Here is a 22,198-nt window from a genome sequence, read left to right as displayed (position 1 = left end):
TGCCCCGCGAAGGGGCACACGCGGCATACCGGATCTTTGCCAAGCCCGGCCTGCACCCATAACTCACGTTCGCCCGTTGTATGCCGTGCTGCTGGCAGGTTTCCCCCATGCCCCAGCAGCTCACCATCCGAGTGCGCCCACGCCTTGCACTCGTTGCCGTCCTCCTCCTCGTCGCGTTCGTCGCGACCACGGCCCGTGCCGCCACCGCGGCCGCGCCCCTCACCGTCGCCCAGGCGATCGCCACCCAGAACAGCTCGGTGCAGACGGTCCGCGGCTACATCGTCGGGGAGCCGGTGGCGACGTCCACGGTCAACCGCAGCGGGTTCACCGACGACCTCGCGATCGCCCTCGCGGACACGGCGGGTGAGACCAGCACCTCGAAGATGGTCTACGTCCAGCTGACGACCCAGTGGCGCTCCACGTGGGGGCTGCGGACCCACCCGGGCAACCTCGGGAAGCAGGTCGACGTCACCGGCACGCTGACCGCGTACTTCTCGCACGCCGGGCTCAAGTCCCCCAGTGCCATCGGCGCGGTGGGCTCGGACCCGAACCCGACGACCAGCACCACGAGCCCGACGTCGACGACCTCCACCACGACGTCACCGACGTCCACCGGCACCAGCGGGCCGTACGACACCACCTACTACGCCCCCGCGATCGGGAAGACGGGCAGCGCCCTGCGCAGCAGCCTGCACTCGATCATCAAGAGCCAGACGGTGCTGACCTACGACCAGGTCTGGGACGCCCTGAAGGACACCGACCAGGACCCGAACAACAGCAACAACGTCATCGAGATCTACTCGGGCCGGTCGATCGCCAAGAGCGACAACGGTGGCGGTGTGGACCAGTGGAACCGCGAGCACGTCTGGGCCAAGAGCCACGGTGACTTCGGCACGGCCAACGGACCCGGCACCGACGTCCACCACCTGCGACCCGAGGACGTCACGGTCAACAGCACCCGGGGCAACCTCGACTTCGACAACGGGGGTTCGTCCGTGGCGCAGTGCACGGGGTGCCTGAGCGACGGCGACTCGTTCCAGCCGCGCGACGCGGTCAAGGGCGACGTCGCCCGGATGATCCTCTACATGGCGATCCGCTACGAGGGCGACGACGCGTGGCCCAACCTCGAGCCCAACGAGTCGGTCGCCAACGGCACGGCCCCCTACATCGGCAAGCTCTCGGTCCTCAAGGCGTGGAGCGCCGGTGACCCGCCGGACGCGTTCGAGAAGCGGCGCAACCAGGTCATCTACGACACCTGGCAGCACAACCGGAACCCGTTCATCGACCACCCCGAGTGGGTGTCGTCGATCTGGCCCTGAGCGGCCGGTGCGGTGCGCGGCGGGACGCCCGCAGGTCAGGCCGTGGATATGGCCTGACCTGCGGGTTCGGTGCGGGTATCTTGTCGTTGACCCCTCAAGGACCGTCCCGCTCAGGAGCCCCCATGACCGACCAGGTCGACGTCGCAGAGGCCCAGGCCCTGCACGATGGTGCAGGTGGGCGCAGCCTCGATGCGGCCGAGCAGATCATGACCGAGCTGGCCGGCAACCTCGACGGGGTCGATGACCTGACGCCGTACCTCGAGCGCCTCGTCCAGGCGGTCAACGCCAACATCGACGGGTGCGACGCCGTGGGCGTCACCGTGGTCATCGAGGACCGACCGCGCACCGCGGCGTACACGACGGCGGGCACGCTGGAGATCGACGCGGTGCAGTACGCCGTCGGGGACGGTCCCTGCCTCGACGCGTTCCGCAACGGGCGCGAGAACCTCGTGGACTTCAGCGGTGGCGAGGAGCGCTGGCCGGCGTTCATGGAGGGCTGCGACCCGGGTTCGGTCCAGTCGCTGCTGGCCCTGCCGCTCGTCTCGGGCGGACGCCGGTACGGCGCGCTCAACCTCTACGGCAACGAGCGGCACGCCTTCGACCACACCGAGCTGCGGCTGGCGCGCATGGCCGCCGGTCGCGCGGCCGACGCGCTCGCCGCCGCCGTGATGCTCGCCGGAGCCCGCGAGGTCGCCGGCCAGATGGAGCAGGCGATGGCCAGCCGCGCCGTCATCGAGCAGGCCAAGGGCGTCCTCATGGGGCGGCACAGCATCGACGAGATGGTGGCGTTCGAGCTGATGCGGCGGCAGTCGCAGGAGCAGAACCTCAAGCTGCGCACGCTGGCCGCCCAGATCGTCGGTGAGGTCCGATCTTCCCGATCCGAGGCGATGTGAGCTAGTCTGCACAACACCTGAAGCAACCGGGTTTGGCCGATCGGCCATCCGGTTGCTTTTTTTGTTGCCCTGGAAGGGGTGCAGATGAGAGGTCCACACCGCGCCTGCAGTCACGGCGCCACCCGCCGTCCCACCCGCACGGCCCGCCCGACCAACCTCGCCTCCTGGTGCGGCCCCACCGACGGGTATGGCGCCAAGGGCGGCTTCATCACGCACGCCTCCTGGGGTGCCCACGGCGCCGCCGGTGCAGACGGCTCCGCGCACCCCCCGCGGGCGGGCAAGAGCTTCGTGCGTCCCGCGGGCCTGGCCGTCACGGACGCCAGCACGCTGCTCGTCTACGTCATGGACGTCTACGACCCGTGGTCCTACGCCTACCTGCCGTCCGTGAGCGCGGTGCTCAGCGCCGCCACCTCCCTCGTCGACGTCGAGGTCGTCCACGCCGGTCGCTACTCCGCCCAGCCCTCCAGCGCCCTGGTCGCCAGCGTGGCCGAGGTGCGCCGTCGCACCGACGCGCGGTTCGGCTCGGCCTTCCTGTCGGCCCTGCGCTCGGACTCGCTCGACCTGGACCCGGAGGCGGCTGCCGCGGGGGTGATCGCCCTGCTCGCGAGCGGCGAGATGCCCGTCTCGACCGTGCTCGGTGCGGTGCAGCACGAGTTCTTCGTCAACGGCCACCCGCTCGAGGCGCCCGGGGTGCTCAGCCGCGTCGCGACCCGGCTCGGGCTGGACGCCCCGGCCATCGAGGTGTTCGCCACGTCCGCCCGGGCCCGCGAGCTCGCGGTCGAGGACTTCGCCGTGGCCAAGGAGCTCGACTTCGATGGTGGGCCGTTGCTGCTGGCCAGCCGGGGCGAGCGGCTGTTCGAGTTCGACGGGCTGGGGGCGACGGGCGAACGGCTCGTCGACCAGTTCCGCACCGTCCTCGCCAAGCCCTCCTAGGCGCCCGGGTCCCAGTCGACGAGCTGGTCGAGCACGAGGGTGTCGCCCTCGAGCCGGAGCCGGTCGAGCGGGACGCGCGCGTAGAACGAGAAGACGAGGTCGCTGGCCGTGCTGCGGCCGACCAGGTGGCGGGTGCCGGCCGGGACGGCGTCGTCCGAGGGGGAGCTGCCGTCGTCGGGGAGCCGGGTCACCTGCGCCCCGTCGGCATTGAGCCGGATGCGCCAGGCCGCTCCCTCGTCGACGACGTAGTCGAGCACGGCGGGCTCGTGCGGCCAGGCGAACGTCGTCGCGACGCAGGTGACGAGGAACTCCTCGACGCCGTCGACGGCCACGTCCTCGGGAAGCGGCTCCGGCACCCCGGCCGTCAGCTGGGCGTCGTGGGTGTGGATGGCGATCTCCTGCACCTGGTGCCGGGCGACGGCACCACAGGTCGCCGGCGACTGCGAGTCGGTCCAGGGCACCCAGCACCGGCGCTCGGCGTCGACCTCGGAGAGGGCGTCGAGCAGCGCCTGCGCCGCGGCCTCCAGCCAGGCCACGAGCTCGTCGCGGTCCTGCGGCATCTCCGGGACGCCTTCGGGCGTCGCCTTGGCGGTGGCCTCCGGACCGGAGGCCACGGTCGCGCCCCAGGTGAAGCGCCCCATACCGATGTGGCGGGCCAGGTCACGCAACGTCCAGTCGGGGCAGGTCGGCACCTGGGCGTCGAGGTCGGGCGCTGCGGCGATGGCGGCCCGGAAGGCCACCGACCGCTCGTCGATGAGGCGCAGCAGGTCGGGGAGCTCCAGGGGCGTGTGCACCTGCGCTGTCTACCACTGTGGCCGCAGGCGGCGACAGCGAATTAGCCCCCGGCCGGGTCGTCGCGCCTGCCGCGGTCGGCGCGGTGCCGCGGACCGGCAGGCCATAGGGTCTGTGCATGGCTCGTCCCCACGCTGCTTCCCTCGTCGAGGACGCCTGGCACCGCCGGGTGGACGCCGTGCTGCGCCGCCGGGGCTGGGGCACCCGGCTGGTCGGCCACACCGGGTACGGCTCGGAGGAGTTCGTGCGTGTCCTGGGGCGGGTGCTGCTCACCCGGCGCCCCGACATCGACGCCCGCGCGGACGCCGGCGCGAAGTCGGCCGAGCTGCGGCGGGCCGAGGACGAACGTCGCGGCTGGCGCGCGTTCATCACCGCGCCGGCGATGAACGTCCCGGTCACCGTCACCCTCGGGGACCGGGTCGTCGAGACGGTCAGCGACCGCAGCGGGTACATCGACGTGCACATCCGCGACCACGGCCTCGCACCCGGCTGGCACGAGGTCACGCTCGGTGCGCTGGGGGCGGAGGAGATGCTCGCGTCGGTGGTCATCGTCGGGTCCGACCAGCGGCTGGGCCTGATCTCCGACATCGACGACACCGTGATCTCGACGTCGCTCCCGCGCCCGATGATCGCCGCGTGGAACACGTTCGTGAAGAACGAGAACGCCCGACACGTCGTCCCGGGCATGGCGACGATGTATCGCGCGCTGCTCGAGCAGCACCCGGGCGCCCCGATGGTCTACGTCTCCACCGGTGCGTGGAACACGGCGCCGACCCTGACCCGGTTCCTGCGCCGCCACGGCTACCCCGCGGGTCCGCTGCTGCTCACCGACTGGGGCCCGACCAACACCGGCTGGTTCCGGTCGGGGCAGGAGCACAAGATGTCGTGCCTGCACCGGCTGGCCAACGAGTTCCCTCACATCCGCTGGGTGCTCATCGGCGACGACGGCCAGCACGACCCCAAGATCTACGGCGACTTCTCCGACCAGCGGCCCGATCGCGTTGCAGCAGTGGCGATCCGCGAGCTCACGCCGAGCGAGCAGGTGCTGTCGCACGGCATACCGGTGTCGCTGGAGGAGTTCGAGCCGCTGCGCAAGCGGCAGGAGGTGCCGGTGTGCCGCTCCGGCGACGGGTACGGCCTGCGCCCCCAGCTCGAGCACGTCCTCGAGGTGCTAGCCGAGGCCGACACGCGCCCCACCAAGGACGGGGCGGGCGAAGCGGTCATCGAGCCGTGAGGTCGAGGTGCGGCTGGGCGGCGCACGGCGCCTCCCGTTTCGCCAGCCCGACCGCGGTGACCGCCGCACCCAGCGCGACCAGGGCCGCGCTCGCGAGCATCGCCGCCCGGTAGGCGGGCGCGAGCAGGGCCGGATCGGCGTAGGCGGCGCCGCTGAGCCCCACGAGCGGTGGCAGGGCCGCGACGGCGATGAGGCCGGCGGTGCGGGACACGGCGTTGTTCACCCCGCTCGCCGTGCCGGCGAGCTCGTCGGGGGCGGCGGCGAGGACGGTGCCGGTCAGCGGCGCGACCGTCATGGACAGGCCCAGGCCCACGAGCGCCATTCCCGGCAGCACGTGCAGGACGAAGGTGGGATCGGCCGGCGCGAACGCGAGCAGGACGAATCCCGTTGCGGCGACGAGGGTTCCACCGATCATGTAGCGACGGGCACCGTGCTTGGTGGCCAGGGCGCCGAACCTGCTGGCCAGCAGCAGCATGGCCACGGACAGGGGCAGGGTCGCGGTGCCGGCCGCGAGGGCGGACCAGCCGGCGACGACCTGGAGGAACAGCACCACGAACAGCAGGGCCGACGACAGGCCGGCGTAGACGAGCAGCGTGACGATGTTGATCGCGGTGAAGACCCGGTCGGCGAACAGGCGGGGCGGCACCAGGGGGTGGCTGGAGTCGCGCTCGGCGAGCGCGAACGCGAGGAGGGCAGCGAGGCCCACGACCCCGGCACCGAGCGAGACGGCTCCGGGGTGCTCGGGTGCGACGGTGAGCGCGTACGTGACCCCGGCCAGCCCGACCACGGCGAGCAGCACCCCGCGCACGTCGAACCGGTGGCTCGCGTGCTCGTTGCGTGACTCCGGCACGAACCGCCACGTGAGCAGGACGACGAGCGCACACAGCGGCACGTTGAGCCAGAACGCCCAGCGCCAGTCGAGGTCGACGAGGTAGCCGCCGACGATCGGTCCCGAGGCCGAGGCGACCCCGAGCAGCCCGGTCCACGACCCGATCGCCGCCATCCGGTCCTCGCGCCGGAACGACGACTGCAGGATCGCGAGGCTGCCCGGCACGAGCAGCGCGGCCCCGATCCCCTGGATGCCGCGGGCCAGGATCAGCAGCCCCACGGTCGGGGCGAGGGCGCACGCGATCGACGCGGCGCCGAAGGCGGCGACGCCGACGGCATACACGCGCCGGCGACCGAACCGGTCGCCCAGCGAACCGCCGAGCAGGATCAGGGCGGCCAGGCTCAGGGCGTACGCGTTCACGACCCACTGGAGGCCGGCGAGGTCGGCCTCGAGCTCGCGCCCGATGGTGGGGAGGGCGACGTTGACGACGGTGCCGTCGAGCAGGGCGATGCCGCTGCCGAGGATGGTGGTCGCGAGGACGAGCCGTCCCCGGTGGGTGCCCATCGCGAGCAGGTCCGTGGTCTTCTCGCTGGTCATCGCGCCGTCACCGGGACATCGTCGCACCGCTGGGACAGAATGGGCGGGTGCCGGAGCTGCCCGAGGTCCAGGCGCTCGTCGACTTCCTCGCCGAGCGGACCGTCGGGCTGGCCGTGACCAGCATGGAGCTGGGGTCGTTCTCGGTGCTCAAGACGTTCGACCCACCGCCGCAGGCCCTGTCCGGTGTGCCGGTCGACTCGGTGTCGCGGCACGGGAAGTTCGTCGACTTCGACTGCGACGGGGTGCACCTGGTCTTCCACCTCGCCCGCGCCGGCTGGCTGCGCTGGTACGACGCGGTGCCGAACACCGTGCTGCGGCCGGGCAAGTCGCCGATCGCGGTCCGGGTGAAGTTCTCCGACTCGTCGGGGTTCGACCTGACCGAGGCGGGGACGAAGAAGCGGCTGGCGGCGTACCTCGTTCGGGACCCGGCCCAGGTCCCGGGGATCGCGTCGCTGGGGCCGGACCCGTTGTCCGACTCGTTCACGCGCGAGGCCTTCGGGGAGCTGCTCGACGGACGGCGCTCGCAGATCAAGGGGCTGATCCGCGACCAGGGGTTCATCGCCGGCATCGGCAACGCCTACTCCGACGAGATCCTGCACGTCGCGAAGATGTCGCCGTTCGCGATGGCCGCCAAGCTCTCGTCGGAAGACGTGGACCGCCTGTATGCCGCGCTGCGCGACACGCTCGCCGGTGCCGTTGCTGCTGCGTCCGGCAAACCGGCGAAGGAGCTCAAGGACGCGAAGCGGGCAGGGATGCGGGTGCACGGCCGGACGGGGCTCGAGTGCCCGGTCTGTGGTGACACGGTGCGCGAGGTGTCGTTCGCGGACTCGTCACTGCAGTACTGCGCGACCTGCCAGACCGGCGGGAAGCCGTTGGCCGACCGCCGCATGTCCCGCCTGCTGAAGTAGGCAGACGCATCGTCCGGGCACGGCCGCGGCACCCGGGCGTTGACGGCGGGCCTGCGGGAGGCGGACGCTGGTCCGTCAGTCGCGGAGGCCGACAGGCTCGGTCTCCCCCCGGTGAGGAGGACCACCATGCCGAGCTTCTCCGGCCTCAACCACGTCTCGCTGAGCGTGACCGACCTCGACGCGAGCCAGCGCTTCTACACGCAGGTGCTGGGGTTCCTCGCCGTCCTCGACACCGGGACCGCGCGGGTCTGCATGCACAAAGGCACGGGTTTCACCATCGCCCTGGTCCGGCACGACGGGAGCAGCGGTGCGCGGTTCGACGAGGCGAACCCCGGGCTGGACCACGTGGGGATGGCGGCGGGCAGCCGCGAGGAGCTCGTCGATTGGGAGCGTCGGTTCGCCGAGCTCGGGGTGGAGCACTCGCCGATCCAGGACATGCCCCTGGGCCACCACCTGAACTTCAGGGACCCCGACGGCATTGCCCTCGAGCTCCAGGCGCCGACCCCCGCGTACGCCACGGCCGTGGAGCGGATGCGCACCGAGGACCTGTCCGACGAGGAGGTGCTCGCCGCGGCGGAGCAGATGGTCGGGGCCGACTTCGTCGCCCGGCAGGACGTCTGAACGCGCGCCCGTGCCGTCGTCGGGAGGCGTCTCGACGGGCGCGTCGCGACGTCTCGCCCGCGCGCCGTCGTCGACCGGACCGGGTTGACTGAGGGCATGACGACGCGGCTGCTCCTGCTCGCCGACACCCACCTGCCCAAGCGGGCCAAGGACCTGCCCGCGGTCGTGTGGGCAGCGGTCGATGAGGCCGACCTCGTGGTCCACGCCGGCGACTGGGTGGACGTGGCGTCCCTGGACGCCCTCGAGGCGCGGGCGGCGCGGCTCGTCGGTGTGGCGGGCAACAACGACCACGGGGTGCTGCGCGAGCAACTGCCCGAGTTCGCGACGGTGACCGTGGAGGGGCTGCGGTTCGGGGTCTTGCACGAGACCGGCCAGTCGACCGGGCGCGAGGCCCGCTGCGAGGCGGCCTACCCCGACCTCGACGTCCTCGTCTTCGGGCACAGCCACATCCCGTGGGACACGACCACCCCGCGCGGTCTGCGGCTGCTCAACCCGGGTTCGCCCACCGACCGTCGGCGGCAGCCGTTCTGCACGTACATGACGGCGGTCGTCGAGGGTGGAGTGCTCGCCTCGGTCAAGCTGCACGAGATCAGCCGCTGACGTCGTCCCCGCGCGGTCGCCTCAGGCGTGCGGGGGCGGAGCCTGCGACACGTTGACCGTGGGGATGCCGAGACCGGACCGCGCGATCACGGCCAGGGACGGCTCCCGGCCGGGGTTGGACTCCCGGTGCACGGTGAACGCGGGGACCTGCACGTAGTCGCCCGCGACGGCATCGACCCAGCCCTCGACCCCCTCGCACTCGAGCCGCAGCACCCCGCGGACGACGTAGAGCATCGAGACGTTCGAGTCGTGGTGGTGCCAGCCCGAGACGGCGGCGGGTTCGGTCACCACCTGCCCGGCCCACAGCCCGGGAACCTCGAAGGCGCGCCGACGCACCATCCCCGCGGTCGGGTCGGCTTCCAGCAGCTCGGCCTCACGGACGACGCGGACGGGCTCGGGGTGCACCATCGGTCCACGGTAGCCGTCCGCGCTGGCCCCGCTGCCGGAGAAGTTCGTCGAGAAAGTTCTCGATCCCGATGTCGAAGAACTGGTTCGCTGTTCGACGTATGCGTGACAGAGCAGTGACACCCACATCGGAAGGACCAATGACATGCCTCGCTTCATGGGATTCGTCAGGATGGAAGAGGGCATCGGCGCACCGCCGCAGGCGCTGATGGACGCGATGGACACCTACATCGGCGAGCAGGCCGCCAAGGGCGTCTTCCTCGACGGCGGCGGCCTGTACGGCACTGAGGACGCGGTGAACTTCGTCGTCCGCAAGGGCGAGACCTCGCGCGTCGACGGCCCCTACGCCGAGTCCAAGGAGGTCGTCGGGGGCTGGGCGATCATGCAGTACGACACCGTCGAGGAGGCCATCGCCGGGCAGCAGGAGTTCGCCGAGCTGCACGCGACGCACTGGCCAGAGGTGTCGATGGTCGCGACCATGCGCCAGATCTCCGACATGCCGCCGGAGGCGGCTGACGCCTGAGCGGAGGCGACGGGCTGGATGCCGCGACCTTCGCGGCACACGGTCCCGTGGCCGGGTGTCACACGCATGTGACACCCGGCCTCGTAGTCTCGGGACGTGCCAGTCCCGACGCCGACCACCGAGGCGATCAACACCGCGTGGCGCGCGGAGTCGGCGCGGCTCGTCGGAGCCCTGACCCGCATGACGCGCGACGTCGAGCTCGCCGAGGACCTCGCGCAGGACGCCCTCGTCGCCGCCCTCGAACAGTGGCCGACGACCGGTGTGCCGGACAACCCGGCGGCGTGGCTGATGACCACGGCCAAGCGCCGCGGCGTCGACCACTTCCGCCGGGCCGACAACCTTCGCCGCAAGACCGAGGAGCTCGGTCATGCCCTGGGAGAGGAGGAGCAGGTGCCCGACCTCGACGCCCAGGTCGACCACATCGAGGACGACGTCCTGCGCCTGATCTTCCTGTCCTGCCACCCCTCGCTGAGCGCGGAGTCACGCGCCGCCCTGACCCTGCGGCTCGTCGGGGGCCTCACCACCGGGGAGATCGCCCGCGGCTTCCTCGTCTCCGAGACCACCATGGGCCAGCGCATCTCGCGCGCGAAGAAGACGCTCTCGCAGGCGCACGCCGAGTTCGACCTCCCGACCGGTGCGGAGCGGGTCGAGCGCCTCGACGACGTGATGGCCGTGATCTACCTGATCTTCAACGAGGGGTATGCCGCCGCGGCCGGTGAGCACTGGATGCGCCCCGCCCTCGCGGACGAGGGCATCCGGCTGGCGCGGATGCTCGCTGCCCTCGCCCCCACCGAGCCCGAGACGCTGGGCCTCCAGTCGTTGCTGGAGCTCCAGGGCTCCCGCGCCGCGGCGCGCGTGGACGACGCCGGGGTGCCAGTGCTGCTCGAGGCGCAGGACCGGACCCGCTGGGACCCGGAGCTGATCCGGCGCGGTCAGGCCGCGCTGGCCGGCGCCCGTGCGCTCGCCGCGCGCGGGAAGCCGGTCGGGAAGTACTTCCTCCAGGCGTCGATCGCCGCCCAGCACGCCCGCGCCCGTCGGTCCGAGGACACCGACTGGCGCCAGATCGCTCGGTTGTACGACGTGCTCGCCGAGGCTGCGCCGGGTCCGGTCGTCGAGGTGAACCGCGCGGTCGCCCACGGCCGGGCGTTCGGCGCAGACGCAGGACTCGCGGTGCTCGACGCGGTCGACCCATCAGGTGCGGCCCAGCTGGGTGACTCGCCGCTGCTGCCGAGCGTGCGGGGCGACCTGTTCGAGCTGGCCGGGCGCCACGGTGAGGCGGCTTCGGCGTTCGCCGACGCAGCTGCTCGGTCGCGCAACGACGCCGAGCGCTCGGTGCTGGAGCGCCGAGCCGAGGAGAACCGGGCGCGCATGTCGAAATCCGGCTGACCCGTTCGACGCACGGTCAAAGCCCTGACCCAGACCTGACCCAGGAGTCACCATGAGCACCGTGAGCGCCACCACCAGCACGCGATTCGTCACGTCCGCCGACGGCACCCGCATCGCGTACGACGTGACCGGCACGGGACCGGCCGTCGTCGTGGTCGAGGGAGCCCTGTGCCAGCGATCGATGGGCACGGGGCAGGCCCTGACCCCGTTGCTGTCGCAGGATCACGCGGTCCACGCCTACGACCGCCGGGGGCGCGGTGAGAGCGGCCCCGGCTCCACGGCATACACGGTGGAGCGGGAGGTCGAGGACCTCGTGGCGGTGCTGGAGGTCGCCGGCCCGGACGCGCTCGTCGTCGGGGCGTCCTCCGGTGCGGTGCTGGTCCTCGAGGCGCTGCGGTCGGGGGTCGCGACGGGGAAGGTCGCGCTGTACGAGGCACCGCTCATCGTCGACGGCACCCACGCCCCCAACGACCCCGACCTGGGCTCGCGGACGCAGGCGCTCGTCGACGCGGGGAAGCGGGGTGAGGCGGTGCAGCTGTTCATGCGCACGGTCGGCGTGCCGGCGTTCGGCGTGATGATGATGCGGCTGATGCCGGTCTGGAAAAAGCTCTGCGGGGTCGCGCACACGTTGCCGAACGACTACGCGCTCGTCCTGGAGCACCAGCAGGGTGAGCCGCTGCCGGACGGCTGGCTGTCCGAGGTCGGCGTCCCGGTGCTCGTCCTGGTGGGCGGCAAGAGCCCGGAGTACATGAAGAACGGGCAGGCGGCGCTCGCGGCCGCGCTCCCCCACGCGACGCTCGTGGAGCTGCCCGGGCAGACGCACATGGTCAAGGGCAAGGCGACGGTGCCGGCGCTGCGGGAGTTCTGGGCGGGCTGAGGATGTGTGCCCCCGGTCCGACGGGGTAGGAACAGGGCATGGCAGACACGGCGATCTTCGACGTCGACGGCACGCTCGTCGACACCAACTACCAGCATGCGGTCGCGTGGTTCCGCGCCCTGCGGCGCTACGACATCACCCGCCCGATCTGGCGGCTGCACCGCGGCATCGGTATGGGGGGTGACCAGTTCGTCTCGATGGTCGCCGGCCGGGAGGCCGAGAAAGAGCACGGCGACGACCTGCGGGAGGCGTGGGCGGAGGAGTTCGACCAGCTGATCGGAGAGGTCCAGCCGTTCGAAGGGGCCCACGAGCTGCTCGTCGCGGTCAAGCAGCGGGGCTTCAGGTTGGTGCTGGCGAGCTCCGGGAAGACCGAGCACGTGGAGACGTTCCTCGACCTCATCGACGGCAAGTCGCTCGCCGACGCGTGGACCACCTCGGACGACGTGGAGCACAGCAAGCCCGAACCCGACCTCGTGGCGACCGCGCTGGCGAAGGTCGAGGGCGCCAGCGGGATCATGGTCGGCGACTCGGTCTACGACGCGCAGGCGGCTGCAAAGCTCAACATCCCGACCTTGGGAGTCCGCACCGGCGGGTTCTCGGTCGGGGAGCTGCAGGAGGCCGGGGTGCTGCAGGTCTTCGACTCGCTCGTGGCCTTCCGCAGTGCGCTCGACGGCACTCCCCTGGCACGCGCCAGTCGCTGACTCCCGGCGTGGCTGCGCCCGCGGTCGGGGGCAGGGTTCGCGGCGTCCCGGGGCAGCAGCGCCTAGTTCTCGGTGTGGTGGGGGTCGTCCTGGTTGTCGGTGTGCGCGCCGACGCCCTCGTCGGCCGGCTCGGTCTCCTCGTCGGTCTGCTGCGACTCGAGCGCCGCCTGCTCCTCCTCGGGGGACATCTTGATGCTGTCCTGGCCTGGGGTGGTGTCACTCACGTGGGTCTCCGCGCCTCGCGACGACAGCCCGGTGCTGACGCCTGCTGTCCATCATGCGGGGAGGGGCGAGGCCGCGCTCGGCAGCGAGCCGGCGCACCACCGTCAGGCAAGCCGCCAGCGCGACACGACCCGCGCCGCGACGAGGGCGGTGGCCCCGGCGACGAGGACGGCGACGGCGTCGGCCGGCACCGCGCCATACGTCCCCGGGGAGGCGAGCAGCAGGAGGACCGCGACGCCGATGGCGCTGCCGAGCTGCGCTCCGGTGTTGAGCACCCCGGTGGCGGCGGTGACCTCGTCCTCGGGCAGGTCGGTGCCGATGTCGTTGCAGGCGACCGACGACAGCCCGAGGCCGGCCCCCAGCAGCAGCAGTCCCGTGACCGTTCCGGCGAGCGTGCCACCGGTGCTGCCTCCTCCGCCGATGATGGTGGCCGCAGTGACGAGGTTGCCGAGGGCGAGCAGCCCGAGGCCCAGGACGGCGGGGCGTCGCGGTCCGCCGCTGCGCACGAGGCGCGGAGCGGTCGTCGATCCCACGACCACGGCGAGGCTGAGGCAGAGCAGGGTGAGGCCTGCCTCGAACGCGCTGAACCCGAGCCGGCGCTGGAGGTGCAGCGTCAGGAGGACGGCGGTGGAGCTGGTGGTCGCCGTGTTGACGAACGAACCCAGGGTGCCCAGCCGCAGCCGCGGTCGTCGCAGCGCTGACGGCTCGACCAGGGGCTGACGGGCACGGCGCAGCCAGACGGCCAGTGCGGCGCCGAGGACGACCCCGGCACCGACGACGCCCAGCCCGCGACCGCGCTGGTCGGGGTCCTGGACGAGGGCGGTGCCCAGCACGAGACCCATGACCGAGGTGACGAGCAGCAGCGCCCCCACGAGGTCGAGCGAGGCGGTGCGGTCCTGGACCGGTCGGACCTTCACCCAGAGCAGCACCCCGACCGCCAGGCCTGCGGCCAGCGGCGCGTTGACCCAGAAGATCGACCGCCAACCGAGCAGCTGGGTGAACAGCCCACCGACGAAGAGGCCGCTGGCCCCGGCTGCGGCTCCCGCGGCGCTCCACAGGCCCAGGGCCCTGGACCGCTCCCCCGCGTCGGAGGCCGAGGCGAGCAGCAGGCTCAGCGCCGCGGGCACGGTGAGCGCCGAGGCCGTTCCCTGCGCAGCGCGCGCCACGACGAGCTGCCTCGCCTCGCCGGCCACCGCACCCAGGGCGCCGGCGACGGCGAAGACGGACAGCCCCGCGAGCAGCACCCGCACGTGGCCGTACCGGTGGCCGAGCCGCGCACCGACCACGAGGAGCCCACCGAAGAACATCGCGTATGCGGTCGCGATCGGTCCGGTGGCGGCATCCCCGGCTCCGACTCCCTCGAGCATCGAGGGGATCGCGACGATCGCCGCGGTGACGCCGAGGACGTCGACGAACTGCACGAGGCAGAGCACGCCGACGGTCGTGGCGAAGCGCGGGGAAGGGCGATCCATGCGAAGGACGCTACCCACGGGCTCGGACACCAAACCCGTGGTGGACGCCCGCCCCGGGGCGATCGAAAAGAATTCTGTGGCAGGTTGTCGTATCGACGTGAGCCCGTTCGTGGTGAGGGTGAGAGGCGGCCACAGGGACCGCCCCGGACCAAGGAGATCGACATGACGCACTACCTGCTTTCCGTCCACGGCCCGGCCGAGCGCAACGAGTTCGGCGAGTACGGCTCCAAGGAGGAGATGGAGAAGGCGTTCGCCGCGACGGGGGCCTTCAACGACCAGCTCAAGGCCGACGGCTACTGGGTGTTCGCCGGTGGCCTGCAGCAGGCGACCACGGCGACCGTCGTCGACAACACCGGTGACGCGCCGGTGGTGACCGACGGGCCGTACCTGGAGTCCAAGGAGTACATCGGCGGGTTCTGGGTGATCGACGCCCCCGACCTCGACGTGGCGCTCAAGCTCGCTGCCGACGGTTCGAAGGCCTGCCGGGGCAAGGTCGAGGTCCGTCCGTTCGAGGGCCTGGCCTGAGCCGGTCCACGTGACGGATCCGGGTATGACGCAGGACGGCACGGTCGACCACGGGGGCTCACACCACGTGGCCGACCGGCCGTCCGGGGGCGACGGGGCGGCTGTCGAGCGCGTCTTCCGTGAGGAGTACGGCCGCCTCATCGCCTCGCTCGTCCGCCGGTTCGGCGACATCGACCTCGCCGAGGACGCAGCGGGCGAGGCCCTCGTGGTCGCGTTGGAGAAGTGGCCGACCGAGGGCACTCCCCCCAACCCCGGCGGCTGGCTCACCACCACCGCCGCGAACCGCGCGATCGACCGAATCCGCCGCGAAGGCCAGCGCGACGCCAAGCACCAGGCGGCCCTGATGACGTACGACGACACACCCCACTCACCCGTCGGAGTGGTCGAGGACGACCGGCTCCGACTGCTCTTCACCTGCTGCCACCCGGCGCTCGCGCCGGAGGCGCGGATAGCCCTGACCCTGCGGCTTCTCGGTGGCCTGACGGTGGCGGAGATCGGGCAGGCGTTCCTCGTCCCCGAGACGACGATGGCCCAGCGGATCACCCGCGCGAAAAAGAAGATCGCCGCGGCGAACGTGCCCTACCGCGTGCCGTCGGCCTCCGACCTGCCCTCGCGGCTCAGCGGAGTGCTGACCGTGCTGTTCCTCGTGTTCAACGAGGGGTACCTCGCCAGCGGTGACGGGTCGCCCGTGCGCTCGGAGCTGACGGGTGAGGCGATCCGACTGACCCGGGTACTCCGTTTGTTGCTGCCGTCTGAGCCCGAGGTGATGGGGCTGCTGGCCCTGATGCTGCTCACCGAAGCCCGGCGCTCCGCCCGCGTGCGTGGTGGCGTTCTGGTGCCGCTGGACGAGCAGGACCGATCGGGCTGGGACCGGTCGTTGATCTCGGAGGGGCACTCGCTGGTCCGCTCGTGCCTCGCGCTGAACCGGCCCGGCCGCTACCAGCTGCTCGCCGCGATCAACGCCGTCCACACGTCCGCTGTCTCTGCCTCGGACACCGACTGGTCGCAGGTGGTCGCGTTGTACGACCAGCTCGTCCGCCTGGACCCCTCGCCGATCGTCGCCCTCAACCGGGCGGTCGCCGTCGCCGAGCTGGACGGACCCTCGGTCGGCCTGGCGCTCGTGGACCGGCTGCCGCTGGAGGGCTACCACCCGTGGCACGCCGTGCGTGCCGACCTGCTTCGCCGCCTCGGCCGCAGCGTCGAGGCCAAGGACGCGTATGCCGCCGCCATCGGTTCGACCGCGAATGTCGCCGAGCGCGCGTACCTGGAGAGGAAGTCCGGCGAGCTCGTCTAGCCCCCTTGGATCTCGCATGGCTGCGACCGCAGTCAAACGCGGCGGCATGACGCTATGGCGATCTCCCGCGCAGCCATGTTCCCGAGGCTGGCTACCCGGTTAGGTGGCGGCGACCTCGGGCCAGCGCTGTCGAGTCTGGCCCTTTGCCCGCGTCAGCACGCAGACGCCTTCCAAGTCATGCCTCCGATGGCTCTGCGCCTAGGTCGCGGCTAGCATCGCGCCATGGGTCGCTTCGGGACCGACCAGATTCTCAGGGGACGTCACGTCCTCGAGGCAGTTGCGACCCTAACCTTGGCGTTGATCGCGATCGTTCTTGAGATTCTCCACGTCGAAACGGTGTTTGGGGTGGACGTCTTCCGGGTCGCTCTCCCCGCCCTGTCTGCGCTGATCGCGGTAACACTACTGGAGTTGTTGGCTCTTGTTTCGCGGTTGCAGAGCCTTGCGGGGACGTTGGCGTCCGTACATGCAGAACTCGACGCGAGAGGCGCCGGGTCAAGGGAGTTGGACCGTCTATCCGAGACGCGTGTAACTCGAGTGCAGCGAAGGGGGAGGTCGAATGACGGGTAAGGGGCGGCAACAGACTCCTCGTCGGGTGAAACGCAAGGTCCATCGCGGCGCAAAGCGTCCAATCGAGTGGACCACTGTCTCGTCGATGACTAGGGAGCAGCGCGATGTGCAGAGACAGAATCTGCCGCTGGTCAAAAGGAAAAAGATACGCGTAGCCCGTCGCGCCGCCACCTCAGCGAACACCGAGTTCAATGATCTGTGGAACAAGTATCACCGCATCGTGGCGCCCGCATGAGTGACGTGGTGCGGTGGCTTGCGAACGACCTTTCTCAACGGCCTGATTGCCACGTCAGTCGAGTCGCCCCGGACGAGGTGACAGGTCGACTTCCGACAGGCGCTGGACCAGCAGAGTTCATCTTCGAAACCTTTTCGGAGGATGCGGCGTCGATCCGACTGTTTCTCATGGCCGAGCCGTCCGGATCACCTCAGAACCTTGTTTCGTTCCACCAGGACCTTGAGGACTTTCGCTCCAACCTGTTCGACCGTCGTATAGACGTGATCGCCGGGGAGATGTGGCTCGGGAAGGACCTCCTCTTGCCGAGGGATCCATTGCTCGCACAACGTATGGTGGGTCAGGCGATCGCAGACTTGGCTAGTGAGCTACCCGAGTTGAGCTTCCAACTCCTGCGGCTGGCCGATGCCCACCACCTCCACGCTCGGGATTGAATGCGGAGCGCTAGCCGCGCCGGGACTTCCATCGCGGCGGATCAACGGCCGCCTCCGCCGCTCTCGACAACCGCACGCAGCTTGACCGTAATGTCCTACACCGACGCATGCATGGGCCATGCTGTCGCCAGCACTCGTTCCGCGGCCGCGTCGATGGCCGATGGGTAGCAGTGCGTCTGCGAGGATGGCATTGATGAGTCGATCGGAGGAAGCATGGCACGGGCCGACCTGTTGCTTGCCCTAGTTAGCTCAGGGGCGGGTGGTGACGATTTGGCCTTCCGCCGCGCCGCCGAAGCATTGATCGCCGAAGAGGAGAGCAAGAAGCACAAAGTGCTCGCCTCGCAACTGAGTGATGCCCTGACGAGACGGCGTCCAGCATCAAACATTTCGCTACTCGCGCGTAACGACGCGGCCGCGTCTCTACTCCACGAGGTGGAACCGGAGCGACGCATAGCCGATCTTGTACTACCTCCCTCTGCCCGCCAGACCGTTAATCAACTCGTCGAAGAACATCACCGAAGGGACCTTTTACGGAGTCATGGAGTCGAGCCCCGCCATCGGGTACTTCTCGTCGGGCCTCCTGGCGGCGGCAAGACAACGCTAGCCGAGGCGATCGCCACCGAACTCGCAGTGCCTCTGCTCAGCGTCCGCTACGAGGGTCTGATCGGCAGTTTCCTTGGGGAGACTGCCTCAAAGCTTGAAACGTTGTTCGCTGCGGCCCGGGTTCGACCATGTGTGCTCTTTTTCGATGAGTTCGACACTGTGGCCAAGGAACGCGGCGATACGCACGAGACCGGGGAAATCAAGAGAGTCGTGAGCTCCCTGCTTCTTCAAGTCGACAAGCTTCCCAGCCATGTCGTGGTCGTTGCCGCCACGAATCACGCCGAGCTCCTAGACCGCGCAGTTTGGCGTCGGATGCAACTCCGGATCGAACTTCCTCAACCGACGCGGGCCGCCAAAGTGGAATTCCTCAGTGCTTGGTCGCAACGGACCGGAGTTGACCTCGGGCTCGCACCGAAGACCATTGCCGAACGACTTCAGGATGTCAGCTTCGCTGAACTGGAGGAGTTTGCGCTCGACGTTCAGCGTCGCTCAGTGTTGTCCGGCCCCGAACCTCAGGCCCGCGAAGTCACGCAGCGCGTCCTGAAGGAATGGGCCACCCGCTCTCAGATCTTGCACAAGTGACGGTGCCCGCCGGCGAAGTCTCACGGGAGCGACAGATCATCTTGGGCGCGGTGAGCGTGCCCAAAGACATCCGCCGCCCCTCTGGTGGGGGTGGCCGGGTCAACTTTCCCAACCGGGCCGCGCGCGTGCAGCGTCTTGAAGATCAGTTCAAAGCCTTGGAACTGGCACTCGGCGGGCAGATTCAACTGGCTGAGTCCATTCAGGCGGCCGATCCTCAATTGGTTCTCGTTCTGGAGGCACGCGATGAGAACATCGACCTGGCCGGCGTAGCGGACAAGCTCGGAATCGAGATCATCAGCGAATCGGAAACACGAGTCGACCCTGACGACGAGTTTGAACTGGCATCAGAGCGCGCGCGCAGCCCGCTGATCTCTTCCTGCTTGCACGCCGTCTGTCTCAACCAAACGTCGCTCGATGAACTGCTGCGCATGTGGCGTGCCTGGCAGCGTGGAGAGAAGCTCCCACGCGGTCGTACGCCCCTTCGTGACTTCTTCGAACACCTCAAGGACGTGCGGCTTTGGGGGCCTCAGGATCGCTTGAAGCTCATTGATTGGGATGCCCACTTTCAGGGCCGCGACCCAGACGCCCTTGTGTCCATCGACATCGAACTATGGTTCCGTCGATCAGCCGTACGCCCGCACGAGCGCGCAATCGGAAGTGGTCGCGTTACTACAGCGCGACGGAGGCACGGTCGCCTCGGTTGCCATCATCGAGGAGATCGGTTACCACGGCCTCAAAGCCACGGTGCCGAACCGGCTCGTCGAGTATCTCGCCCGCGGACGCTTCGAAGCCGTCCAGACCGTCCAGTCTGCAAACGTCATGTACCTGCGAGCCAGCGGCCAGACCGCACTGCCCACAAGCGACGCGACTGACCAGGACGTCACCACCGACGAGGCAGCACCCGCGGGCGACCCTGTGCTGTGCTTGTTCGACGGGGCCCCCGCCTCGAACCACCCGCTACTAGCGGGGCGTGTGACGATCCTCGATCCGGACGACTTGGACACCGACTACACGGTTGACGAACGAAAACACGGCACTGCCATGGTCTCCGCTGCCATTTGGGGAGACCGCGGGAACAACGAGCCGCCGGCCACGCGGCCCGTTCTTGTCCGGCCGATCTTGCGCCCATGCGATGAGACTCTCGATCGTGCCGAGGAACTGCCGGTCGAAGTTCTCGCACCCGATCTGATGCGTCGAGCTTTTCGCGATCTGTTCGAAGAGGGCGGTGACGGCACCCCCGCCAGCGCGCCAGACATCGCCATTATCAACCTCTCCGTCGGGGATCCAGCGACGCCCTTCGACACAGTGTTGTCCTCTTGGGCACGCACGATCGACTGGCTCAGCCATCACTATGGGGTTTTAGTCATTGTCTCAGCCGGCAATTACACGACTTTGGACCTGGCCCCAACCGACAGCGCGGAACTCGCGGCACTCACCGGAGACAAACGCCGCCAGGCGACGCTATCAGCGCTGAATCGGCAACAGAATCAGCGACGACTAATCGCCCCCGCCGAATCGGTCAACGCGTTGACCATCGGCGCGACACACGATGACGCCTCCCAAGACGCCCCCATGGGATATCGCGTTGACCCAAACGATGGCCTAGTCAGCGTAAGCCCCGTGTCTGCCACCGGGTCCGGCTACCGACGCAGTCTCAAACCCGACCTAGCTGCGCCCGGCGGTCGCGCCTATTTCACCAGCGGCGGAGCGAAATCCAGCGTGATCAACTTCCGTCCGGCCGGTGCTGCCGGGCCCGGCGTGAGGGTGGCAGCGCCAAGCGGTGGCCGCGAGACCTACACCGTCGGAACGAGCGTTTCGGCTGCGCTCGTCTCTAGGCAAGCCGCGCGCCTGCACGACATCGTCGACGCCGTTACCGAGGGCACTCCGACCAGTCGCCGGCAACGCGCGTCCGCTATCAAGGCCCTCCTCGTGCACGGCGTTGGAAGGTTCGACGATCTCACCGGGTCGCCCTTGCCCCTCGAACGTGCTGTCGGCAACGGCATTCTGATGCGGGACTTCTCCTCCGGTTGCGCCACGAACGAGGCGGTCCTCCTGTTCCTCGGACAGATCGGTGCGGCTCAAGAACAGGAACTTGAGATTCCACTGCCAGACGGGCTCAGCATTCGTGAGGCCAAGCGGATCGACACCACGTTGGCTTGGTTGTCGCCGGTGAACTGGCGGCATCGGCAGTATCGTCGCGCGGCTCTGTCGTTCGTCACGCCGGAAGGCCCAATCCCAAAATTGGGCACCGCCTCCGGCATCTCCGCTGATGCATCCAAAGCAGGAGCGGCAACTGTGCAACACCTGACTTGGAATATGGAGAGCGCCTGGGCGAGCGGTCAAGGGTCCGCACTCACAATCCGCGTTAAGTGCTACGAACAGGCCGGCGGTCTAAACGGCGAACTGGTCGACTATGCGGCGGTGGCCTCGATCTGGGTTGCGCCCACTATCGGCGTCGATGTGTATTCACAGGTGCGCGACCAAGTCCGCGTGCCGGTTCCGGTCCGACCCACCTCCTAGGCGTCTTGGGTTGGCGACCCATCGCCCCCCTGTACCTCGCGACCGCACGCCCTGACATACGTTTGCCCTCTGGGCCCCACAGACGGAGCCAAGCATTGATGCGCATCGGGGCGCCCAGAGTGGGGCGGTGTGGGGAACTTGCTGATCGGCGCCCTTTCCCGCTGACGGCTAGCGTCGAGGCATGCGCGTAGTCGTCATTGGCGGGACTGGACACATCGGCACCTACCTGGCTCCCAGCCTGGTCGAGGCAGGCCACGAGACGGTGGTGATCAGCCGGGGAACGCAGAAGGCGTACCGCGACGACGAACGGTGGCAGGACGTCGAGATGGTCGTCTGCGACCGCGAGGCCGCCGAGCGCGACGGCACCTTCGGCACCACGGTCGCAGGCCTGAGGCCCGATGCCGTGATGGACCTGACCTGCTTCACCCCCGACCAGGCGCGTCAGCTCGTCGACGCCCTGGACGGGCAGCACCTCATCCACACCGGCACCGTCTGGTCCTACGGCCCCAGCGCTTTGGTTCCGACGAGGGAAGACGCTCCCAAGCACCCCTACGGCGAGTACGGCGTCAACAAGCTCGCCGTCGAGCAGTACCTCATGAGCCAGGACCGGGTCCGCGCCAGCGTCGTGCACCCCGGCCACATCTCTGGCCCGGGCTGGATGGCGATCAACGCGCAGGGCAACCTCGACCCCGGCGTCATCGACCGCCTCCGCGAGGACGGCTACTGTCTGCTGCCCGACCGCGGCGGCGAGACCATCCACCACGTCCACGCCGAGGACGTCGCGGGCCTGCACCAGGCCTGTCTCGACCGCCCCGACCAGGCCGTCGGCGAGAGCATCAACAGCGTCTGCACCGAGGCGCTCACCCTGCGCGGGTACGCCGAGCTCGTCGCCCGCCACTTCGGCCACGAGCCCAAGCTCGAGTTCGCGCCGTGGGCAGAGTTCGAGCTGCGCGTCGACCCCGAGGCGGCCCAGGCCACCATGGAGCACATCGGCCGCGCGCCCATGTTCTCGATGGCCAAGGCCAAGGACCTCCTTGGCTTCGAGCCCAAGCACAGTGTCGTCGACACGGTGCTGGAGTCACTCGACGCCTGGGTCGCCACCGACCGTCCCTGACCCACGGAGGCTGTG

At 69.7% G+C, this 22,198-nt stretch carries 24 protein-coding genes; 18 read left to right on the top strand and 6 right to left on the bottom strand.

Translation table 11 applies throughout. The features are described from left to right. Positions 1-107: 107 nt before the first annotated feature. The 3 genes from ACYVKF_RS09450 to ACYVKF_RS09440 all read left to right on the top strand — a co-directional run bounded on the left by ACYVKF_RS09450 (position 108) and on the right by ACYVKF_RS09440 (position 3,145). The gene (locus ACYVKF_RS09450) at positions 108-1,319 is read left to right on the top strand and encodes an endonuclease (protein ID WP_460966255.1); all 1,212 of its coding nucleotides are present in this window, start codon (positions 108-110) and stop codon (positions 1,317-1,319) included. Between the two features lie 122 nt (positions 1,320-1,441). Continuing rightward, entirely contained in the window at positions 1,442-2,212 is a 771-nt protein-coding gene (locus ACYVKF_RS09445; RefSeq protein WP_460966254.1) for a GAF and ANTAR domain-containing protein, read from the top strand. 84 nt (positions 2,213-2,296) lie between these two features. Further along, complete coding sequence (locus ACYVKF_RS09440; protein ID WP_460966253.1) at positions 2,297-3,145, top strand: hypothetical protein; 849 nt, start codon at positions 2,297-2,299, stop codon at positions 3,143-3,145. On the opposite strand, the gene ACYVKF_RS09435 is transcribed toward ACYVKF_RS09440, so the two are convergent. Further along, positions 3,142-3,939, bottom strand: a complete 798-nt coding sequence (locus ACYVKF_RS09435; RefSeq protein ID WP_460966252.1) for a maleylpyruvate isomerase N-terminal domain-containing protein — start codon at positions 3,937-3,939, stop codon at positions 3,142-3,144. The two genes, ACYVKF_RS09440 and ACYVKF_RS09435, sit on opposite strands and share 4 nt — an antisense overlap. Before the next feature lie 116 nt (positions 3,940-4,055). Here ACYVKF_RS09435 and ACYVKF_RS09430 point away from each other — a divergent pair, with 116 nt between their 5' ends. Then, entirely contained in the window at positions 4,056-5,171 is a 1,116-nt protein-coding gene (locus tag ACYVKF_RS09430) for an App1 family protein (RefSeq protein ID WP_460966251.1), read from the top strand. Here the strand turns inward: ACYVKF_RS09430 and ACYVKF_RS09425 are convergent. Next, positions 5,158-6,597, bottom strand: a complete 1,440-nt coding sequence (locus tag ACYVKF_RS09425) for an MFS transporter (RefSeq protein ID WP_056919517.1) — start codon at positions 6,595-6,597, stop codon at positions 5,158-5,160. The genes ACYVKF_RS09430 and ACYVKF_RS09425 overlap by 14 nt on opposite strands. 47 nt (positions 6,598-6,644) lie before the next feature. On the opposite strand from ACYVKF_RS09425, the gene ACYVKF_RS09420 reads away from it, so the two are divergent. The 3 genes from ACYVKF_RS09420 (at position 6,645) to ACYVKF_RS09410 (ending at position 8,726) form a co-directional block, all read left to right on the top strand. Then, the gene (locus ACYVKF_RS09420; protein ID WP_460966250.1) at positions 6,645-7,505 is read left to right on the top strand and encodes an Fpg/Nei family DNA glycosylase; all 861 of its coding nucleotides are present in this window, start codon (positions 6,645-6,647) and stop codon (positions 7,503-7,505) included. A 126-nt stretch (positions 7,506-7,631) separates the two neighbouring features. Further along, positions 7,632-8,126, top strand: a complete 495-nt coding sequence (locus ACYVKF_RS09415; protein ID WP_460966249.1) for a VOC family protein — start codon at positions 7,632-7,634, stop codon at positions 8,124-8,126. A gap of 96 nt (positions 8,127-8,222) precedes the next feature. Further along, a complete protein-coding gene (locus ACYVKF_RS09410) occupies positions 8,223-8,726 on the top strand; it encodes a metallophosphoesterase family protein (protein ID WP_460966248.1) in 504 nt (167 codons plus the stop codon). 21 nt (positions 8,727-8,747) lie between these two features. On the opposite strand, the gene ACYVKF_RS09405 is transcribed toward ACYVKF_RS09410, so the two are convergent. Continuing rightward, entirely contained in the window at positions 8,748-9,134 is a 387-nt protein-coding gene (locus ACYVKF_RS09405; RefSeq protein ID WP_460966247.1) for a cupin domain-containing protein, read from the bottom strand. Positions 9,135-9,276: 142 nt separating this feature from the next. Here ACYVKF_RS09405 and ACYVKF_RS09400 point away from each other — a divergent pair, with 142 nt between their 5' ends. From ACYVKF_RS09400 to ACYVKF_RS09385, 4 genes are all read left to right on the top strand, one after another. Then, a complete protein-coding gene (locus ACYVKF_RS09400; protein ID WP_056919522.1) occupies positions 9,277-9,654 on the top strand; it encodes a YciI family protein in 378 nt (125 codons plus the stop codon). A 96-nt stretch (positions 9,655-9,750) separates the two neighbouring features. Further along, positions 9,751-11,040 (top strand): RNA polymerase sigma factor, encoded by a 1,290-nt coding sequence (locus ACYVKF_RS09395; RefSeq protein WP_460966246.1) that lies wholly within the window; start codon positions 9,751-9,753, stop codon positions 11,038-11,040. A 52-nt stretch (positions 11,041-11,092) separates the two neighbouring features. Next, complete coding sequence (locus ACYVKF_RS09390) at positions 11,093-11,917, top strand: alpha/beta hydrolase (protein ID WP_460966245.1); 825 nt, start codon at positions 11,093-11,095, stop codon at positions 11,915-11,917. 38 nt (positions 11,918-11,955) lie between these two features. After that, a complete protein-coding gene (locus tag ACYVKF_RS09385) occupies positions 11,956-12,618 on the top strand; it encodes an HAD family hydrolase (protein ID WP_460966244.1) in 663 nt (220 codons plus the stop codon). 62 nt (positions 12,619-12,680) lie between these two features. Here ACYVKF_RS09385 and ACYVKF_RS09380 read toward each other — a convergent pair whose 3' ends face one another. Together ACYVKF_RS09380 and ACYVKF_RS09375 are read right to left on the bottom strand one after the other, a co-directional pair. After that, complete coding sequence (locus ACYVKF_RS09380) at positions 12,681-12,842, bottom strand: hypothetical protein (protein ID WP_460966243.1); 162 nt, start codon at positions 12,840-12,842, stop codon at positions 12,681-12,683. Between the two features lie 102 nt (positions 12,843-12,944). Further along, positions 12,945-14,312, bottom strand: coding sequence for an MFS transporter (locus ACYVKF_RS09375; protein ID WP_460966242.1), 1,368 nt, complete (start codon positions 14,310-14,312; stop codon positions 12,945-12,947). A gap of 162 nt (positions 14,313-14,474) precedes the next feature. On the opposite strand from ACYVKF_RS09375, the gene ACYVKF_RS09370 reads away from it, so the two are divergent. The 5 genes from ACYVKF_RS09370 (at position 14,475) to ACYVKF_RS09350 (ending at position 18,549) form a co-directional block, all read left to right on the top strand. Then, complete coding sequence (locus ACYVKF_RS09370; RefSeq protein ID WP_056916022.1) at positions 14,475-14,837, top strand: YciI family protein; 363 nt, start codon at positions 14,475-14,477, stop codon at positions 14,835-14,837. 25 nt (positions 14,838-14,862) lie between these two features. Continuing rightward, positions 14,863-16,131 carry an RNA polymerase sigma factor gene (locus ACYVKF_RS09365; RefSeq protein WP_460966241.1) on the top strand — a complete coding sequence of 423 codons (1,269 nt, stop codon included), beginning with the start codon at positions 14,863-14,865 and terminating at the stop codon, positions 16,129-16,131. Positions 16,132-16,723: 592 nt separating this feature from the next. Further along, entirely contained in the window at positions 16,724-16,933 is a 210-nt protein-coding gene (locus ACYVKF_RS09360) for a hypothetical protein (RefSeq protein WP_460966240.1), read from the top strand. Beyond that, the gene (locus tag ACYVKF_RS09355; protein ID WP_460966239.1) at positions 16,930-17,364 is read left to right on the top strand and encodes a hypothetical protein; all 435 of its coding nucleotides are present in this window, start codon (positions 16,930-16,932) and stop codon (positions 17,362-17,364) included. The genes ACYVKF_RS09360 and ACYVKF_RS09355 overlap by 4 nt, the downstream gene beginning before the upstream one ends. Before the next feature lie 213 nt (positions 17,365-17,577). Then, on the top strand, positions 17,578-18,549 hold the full coding sequence (locus ACYVKF_RS09350; RefSeq protein WP_460966238.1) for an AAA family ATPase: 972 nt from the start codon (positions 17,578-17,580) through the stop codon (positions 18,547-18,549). Between the two features lie 20 nt (positions 18,550-18,569). Here the strand turns inward: ACYVKF_RS09350 and ACYVKF_RS09345 are convergent, their stop codons facing one another. Beyond that, positions 18,570-18,767, bottom strand: coding sequence for a hypothetical protein (locus ACYVKF_RS09345; RefSeq protein WP_460966237.1), 198 nt, complete (start codon positions 18,765-18,767; stop codon positions 18,570-18,572). Between the two features lie 337 nt (positions 18,768-19,104). On the opposite strand from ACYVKF_RS09345, the gene ACYVKF_RS09340 reads away from it, so the two are divergent. Further along, positions 19,105-21,069, top strand: coding sequence for a S8 family peptidase (locus ACYVKF_RS09340; RefSeq protein WP_460966236.1), 1,965 nt, complete (start codon positions 19,105-19,107; stop codon positions 21,067-21,069). Positions 21,070-21,250: 181 nt separating this feature from the next. Continuing rightward, positions 21,251-22,183 (top strand): NAD-dependent epimerase/dehydratase family protein, encoded by a 933-nt coding sequence (locus ACYVKF_RS09335; protein ID WP_460966235.1) that lies wholly within the window; start codon positions 21,251-21,253, stop codon positions 22,181-22,183. Positions 22,184-22,198 lie beyond the last annotated feature (15 nt).

Source organism: Pedococcus soli, assembly GCF_054782575.1.
This window is presented reverse-complemented; position numbering and strand designations above follow the sequence as displayed.